This window comes from Kitasatospora sp. NPDC059817, from assembly GCF_042731835.1.
Classification (GTDB): domain Bacteria; phylum Actinomycetota; class Actinomycetes; order Streptomycetales; family Streptomycetaceae; genus Kitasatospora.
This window is the reverse complement of the sequence record NZ_JBHWIR010000041.1, coordinates 23806-28981: the sequence shown is the minus strand read 5'-3', so window position 1 is coordinate 28981 and position 5176 is coordinate 23806. Positions and strand designations below refer to the sequence as shown.

The window sequence follows — 5176 nt, the reverse complement described above, 5'->3', positions numbered from 1 at the left end:
CGACCCGGGCCTTGTCGTCGGCCGCGTCCGATGTGTATCCGAGACAGGTCCAGGTCACCGGGGCTCCGGCATGCGGTGGCGCTGCGCGTTACGCGGGCACCGAGGCCACGCCGGGGGCGAGGAAGCGCTTGCCGTTCACCCGCTCCGAGACGCCCTCGCGGTCCAGGTACGGGGTGATCCCGCCCAGGTGGAAGGGCCAGCCGGCGCCGGTGATCATGCAGAGGTCGATGTCCTGCGCCTCGGCGACGACACCCTCCTCCAGCATCAGGCCGATCTCCTGGGCCACGGCCTCCAGGGAGCGGTTCAGGACCTGCTCCTCGGTCAGCACGGTGTCGCCGAAGGACAGCAGCTCCAGCACCTCGGGGTCGAGGACCTGCTTGCCGTCCACCCAGGTGTAGAAGCCGCGCTTGCCGGCCTTGACCACCTTGCCGAGGTTCTCGGAGACGGCGAACCGCTCCGGGAACGCGCCGTGCAGGGTCTCCGAGACGTGCAGCGCGATGGCCGGGCCGACCAGCTCCAGCAGCACGATCGGGGACATCGGCAGGCCGAGCGGCTCGACGCCCTTCTCGACGGTGGCGATCGGGGTGCCCTCGTCGATGATGGTCTGGATCTCGCCCATGAAGCGGGTCAGGATCCGGTTCACCACGAACGCCGGGGCGTCCTTGACCAGCACCGAGGTCTTCTTCAGCTTCTTCGAGACGCCGAAGGCGGTGGCCAGCGAGGCGTCGTCGGTCTGCTCGCCGCGGACGATCTCCAGCAGCGGCAGGATCGCGACCGGGTTGAAGAAGTGGAAGCCGACGACCCGCTCGGGGTGCTTCAGCTTCGAGGCCATCTCGGTGACCGACAGCGAGGAGGTGTTGGTCGCCAGCACGCAGGTCGGCGAGACCACGTTCTCCAGGTCCGCGAAGACGGTCTGCTTGACGCCCATCTCCTCGAACACGGCCTCGATCACGAAGTCCGCGTCGCCGAAGGCGGCGGCCTTGTCGAGCGAGCCGCTGACCAGGCCCTTGAGACGGTTGGCCTTGTCCTGGCCGATCCGGCCCTTGCCGAGCAGCTTGTCGATCTCGGCGTGGACGTAGCCGACGCCCTTGTCGACGCGCTCCTGGTCGATGTCGGTGAGGACCACCGGCACCTCCAGACGGCGGGCGAACAGCAGCGCCAGCTGCGAGGCCATCAGACCGGCGCCGACGACGCCGACCTTGTTGACCTGGCGGGCCAGCGACTTGTCCGGCGCGCCGACCGGGCGCTTGGCCCGGCGCTGCACCAGGTTGAAGGCGTAGATGCCGCTGCGCAGCTCGCCGCTCATGATGAGATCGGCCAGGGCCGCGTCCTCGGCGTCGAAGCCTGCCTGGAGGTCGGAGTCCTTGACCTGCTGGATGATGTCCAGCGCCTTGTAGGCGGCCGGCGCGGCGCCGTGCACCTTGGCGTCGGCGACCAGGCGGCCCCAGGCGACGGCGTCGTCCCAGGCCTTGCCGCGGTCGATCTCCTCGCGCTCGACGACGACGTCGCCCTTGAGGACCTTGGCGGCCCACAGCAGCGACTGCTCCAGGAAGTCGGCCGGCTCGAAGATCGCGTCGGCGATCCCCAGCTCGAACACGTCCTTGCCCTTGAGCTGCTTGTTCTGGTTCATCGAGTTCTCGATGATGACCTTGATCGCCTTCGAGGGGCCGATCAGGTTCGGCAGCAGGGTGCAGCCGCCCCAGCCGGGGACGAGGCCCAGGAAGACCTCCGGCAGCGAGAACGCCGGGACGCCCGCGCTGACCGTGCGGTAGGTGGCGTGCAGGCCGACCTCGACGCCGCCGCCCATCGCCGCGCCGTTGTAGAAGGCGAAGGAGGGGACGGGCAGCGCGGCGATCCGCTTGAAGACCTCGTGGCCGCCCTTGCCGATGGCCAGCGCGTCCGCGTGCTCCTTGAGCAGCTCGACGCCCTTGAGGTCGGCGCCGACCGCGAAGATGAACGGCTTGCCGGTGACGGCGACGGCGACGACCTTGCCCTCGGCGGCCTCGGCCTCGACCTGGTCCAGCGCGGCGGACAGCTTCAGCAGCGAGCCCGGGCCGAAGGTGGTCGGCTTGGTGTGGTCGAAGCCGTTGTCCAGGGTGATCAGGGCCAGCTTGCCGGCCTGCAGCGGCAGGTCCAGGTGGCGCACGTGCGCGGTCGTGACGACCTCGCCCGGGAACAGCTCGGCGCCGTGCTGCAGCAGCTCAGTGGTGCTCGTCATGTTCACTTACCACCCTCGAGCTCGGACGACTTTTCCGCTCCGCTCCAGTGCGGGTTCTCCCAGATGACGGTCCCGCCCATGCCGAACCCGATGCACATCGTGGTGAGGCCGTAGCGGACGTCCGGGCGCTGCTCGAAGCGGCGGGCCAGCTGGTTCATCAGGCGCACGCCGGAGGAGGCCAGCGGGTGGCCGAAGGCGATCGCACCGCCGTACGGGTTGACGCGCTCGTCGTCGTCCGCGATGCCGTAGTGGTCCAGGAAGGACAGCACCTGGACGGCGAAGGCCTCGTTGACCTCGAAGGCCTGGATGTCGTCGATGGTCAGACCGGCCTTGGCCAGCGCCTTCTCGGTGGCCGGCACCGGGCCGATGCCCATGACCTCGGGCTCCACGCCCGCGAAGGCGTAGGAGACCAGGCGCATCTTGACCGGGAGGCCGAGCTCCTCGGCGACGTCCTCGGCGGCCAGCAGCGAGGCGGTGGCGCCGTCGTTGAGGCCGGCCGAGTTGCCCGCGGTGATGTTGCCGTGCGGGCGGAAGGGGGTCTTCAGGCCGGCCAGGCTCTCCATCGTGGTGCCCGGGCGCATCGGCTCGTCCACGGTGGCCAGGCCCCAGCCGGTCTCGCCGACCTCGGGGTTGGTGTTGCGGATCGAGATCGGCACCAGGTCGGGCTGGATGTCGCCGTTGGCGTACGCCTTGGCGGCCTTCTCCTGGGAGCGCACGGCGTAGGCGTCGCAGCGCTCCTTGGTCAGGTGCGGGAACCGGTCGTGCAGGTTCTCCGCGGTCATGCCCATGAACAGGGCGGACTCGTCGACCAGCTTCTCGGAGACGAAGCGCGGGTTCGGGTCGACGCCCTCGCCCATCGGGTGGCGGCCCATGTGCTCGACGCCGCCGGCCACGACCACGTCGTACGCGCCGAAGGCGATGCCGCCGGCGGTGGCGGTCACGGCCGTGAGCGCACCGGCGCACATGCGGTCGATCGAGTAGCCGGGGACGGACTTGGGCAGGCCGGACAGCAGGGCGGCGGTGCGCCCGATGGTCAGACCCTGGTCGCCGATCTGCGTGGTGGCCGCGATGGCGACCTCGTCGATGCGCTCGACGGGCAGGTTCGGGTTACGGCGCACGAGCTCCCGGATGCACTTGACGACCAGGTCGTCGGCGCGCGTCTCGTGGTAGATGCCCTTCGGGCCGGCCTTGCCGAACGGGGTGCGGACGCCATCGACGAAGACGACGTCCCTCGCGGTACGAGGCACGGGGGCTCTCCTCCCAGGGACCAACATTTGAGGTGGGCAGGCTGCCGCCGGTGAAGACCCGAGCGGCGCCGCTCCACCGCCATGCTACCGGTCGGTAACCAACCTGCCCAGGCCTCACGGAGGGTTCACCCCGTGTGTCCCGCGACACGTCCGACCGGCGGGGTTCGAAAGACGGACCCCGGATACGCCGAAGGGGGCGCCGTCACAAGGACGGCGCCCCCTTCGGAGGCGCTCCAGGTCAGTCCTGGGCGGCCGCGGCCTCGGCGAACGAGGCGGCCATCACCGGCGCCACCAGGTCGACCTGCCACTGCCGGGCGCCGAGCCGGCGCAGTGCGGCGGCCACGCCCGCGGCGGCCGGATCGGCCGGCGGCTCCCAGGAGACCCGGCGCACCAGGTCCGGGGTGATCAGGTTCTCGGCCGGCAGGTTGTGCCGCTCGGCGAGGTCCGCGACCGCGGCGCGCGCCCCGGACAGCCGGGCGGCGGCCACCGGGTCCTTCTCGGCCCAGGCCCGCGGCGGCGGTGGCCCGTCGTGCGGCGCGGAGGCCGGCGGCAGCTGGTTCTCCGGGACTTCCCGGCCCCGCTGGACGGCCGCCAGCCACTGCTCCAGCTGGCGCCGGTGGACCCGCGGCCCGAAGCCCTGGACGCCCTGCAGCGCGGCGATGTTCAGCGGCATGGCCAGCGCGGCGTTGACGATCGCGGCGTCCGAGAGCACCCGGCCCGGCGAGACGTCGCGCTCCTGCGCCAGCCGGTCCCGGGCCAGCCACAGCTCGCGCACCACGGCCAGCTGGCGGCGCCGGCGGACCTTGTGCAGCTGCGAGGTGCGGCGCCACGGGTCGGTGCGCGGTGCCGGGCGCGGTGCGGCGGCGATCGCCGCGAACTCCTCCAGCGCCCAGCCGAGCTTGCCCTGGGCGTCCAGCTCCTGTTCGAGTGCGTCGCGCAGCTCGACCAGCACCTCGACGTCCAGAGCGGCGTAGCGCAGCCACGGCTCGGGCAGCGGGCGGGTGGACCAGTCGACCGCGGAGTGCTCCTTGGCCAGGCTCAGCCCGAGCACGCTCTCGGTCATCGGCCCGAGGCCGACCCGGGCGAAGCCGGCGATCCGCCCGGCCAGCTCGGTGTCGAACAGCTGCCGGGGTCTCATGCCGACCTCGGCCAGGCAGGGCAGGTCCTGGGTGGCCGCGTGCACCACCCATTCGGTGTCGGCGAGGGCATCGCCCAGGCCGCTGAGGTCGGGGCAGGCGATCGGGTCGATCAGCGCACTGCCGGCGCCCACGCGGCGCAGCTGAATGAGGTACGCGCGCTGGCCGTAGCGGTAGCCGGAGGCCCGCTCGGCGTCGACGGCGACCGGTCCGGTGCCCCCGGCGAAGGCGGCGACGGTGGCGGCCAGCGCCTGCTCGTCCGCCACGACGGGCGGGATCCCCTCCTTCGGTTCGAGGAGCGGGACCGGGGCTGCTTCTTCTGGGATGGCTGCTACGGCGTCGGTCACCCACCAAGGGTACGACGGTCCTCGCGGCCGGGAGTGTTGTCGGACTGGTCAGACCGGGTCCGTGACTATGCCACGGGGCCCGGGCGGTGGCCGAGGGGCACGGCTACGGGGGGGCGGGGGGGGAAAATGAGCCGCCGCCCCCCGGGGGGGGGCCGGCGCGGGGACCATGGGGTTGTAGGGGGGGGCGCGCGGCCCCCCCCCAACCCCCCGCCGGGGGCCGGGGCCCCG

3 protein-coding genes are annotated in these 5176 nt (G+C 72.1%); all 3 read right to left on the bottom strand.

All coding sequences use genetic code 11. The annotated features are described in order from the left end of the window. Nucleotides 1–88 precede the first annotated feature (88 nt). The 3 genes from ACFV61_RS11960 to ACFV61_RS11950 all read right to left on the bottom strand — a co-directional run bounded on the left by ACFV61_RS11960 (nt 89) and on the right by ACFV61_RS11950 (nt 4948). A complete protein-coding gene (locus ACFV61_RS11960) occupies nt 89–2218 on the bottom strand; it encodes a 3-hydroxyacyl-CoA dehydrogenase NAD-binding domain-containing protein (RefSeq protein WP_063349469.1) in 2130 nt (709 codons plus the stop codon). Between the two features lie 2 nt (nt 2219–2220). Continuing rightward, the gene (locus tag ACFV61_RS11955; protein ID WP_063349470.1) at nt 2221–3465 is read right to left on the bottom strand and encodes an acetyl-CoA C-acyltransferase; all 1245 of its coding nucleotides are present in this window, start codon (nt 3463–3465) and stop codon (nt 2221–2223) included. A 238-nt stretch (nt 3466–3703) separates the two neighbouring features. Further along, nucleotides 3704–4948, bottom strand: a complete 1245-nt coding sequence (locus ACFV61_RS11950) for an HRDC domain-containing protein (protein ID WP_380491385.1) — start codon at nt 4946–4948, stop codon at nt 3704–3706. Between the last annotated feature and the right edge of the window lie 228 nt (nt 4949–5176).

Bases quoted from the DNA above. Each gene is read 5' to 3' on its own strand.
- ACFV61_RS11960 (WP_063349469.1), bottom strand. From the start codon at position 2,218: ATGACGAGCACCACTGAGCTGCTGCAGCACGGCGCCGAGCTGTTCCCG.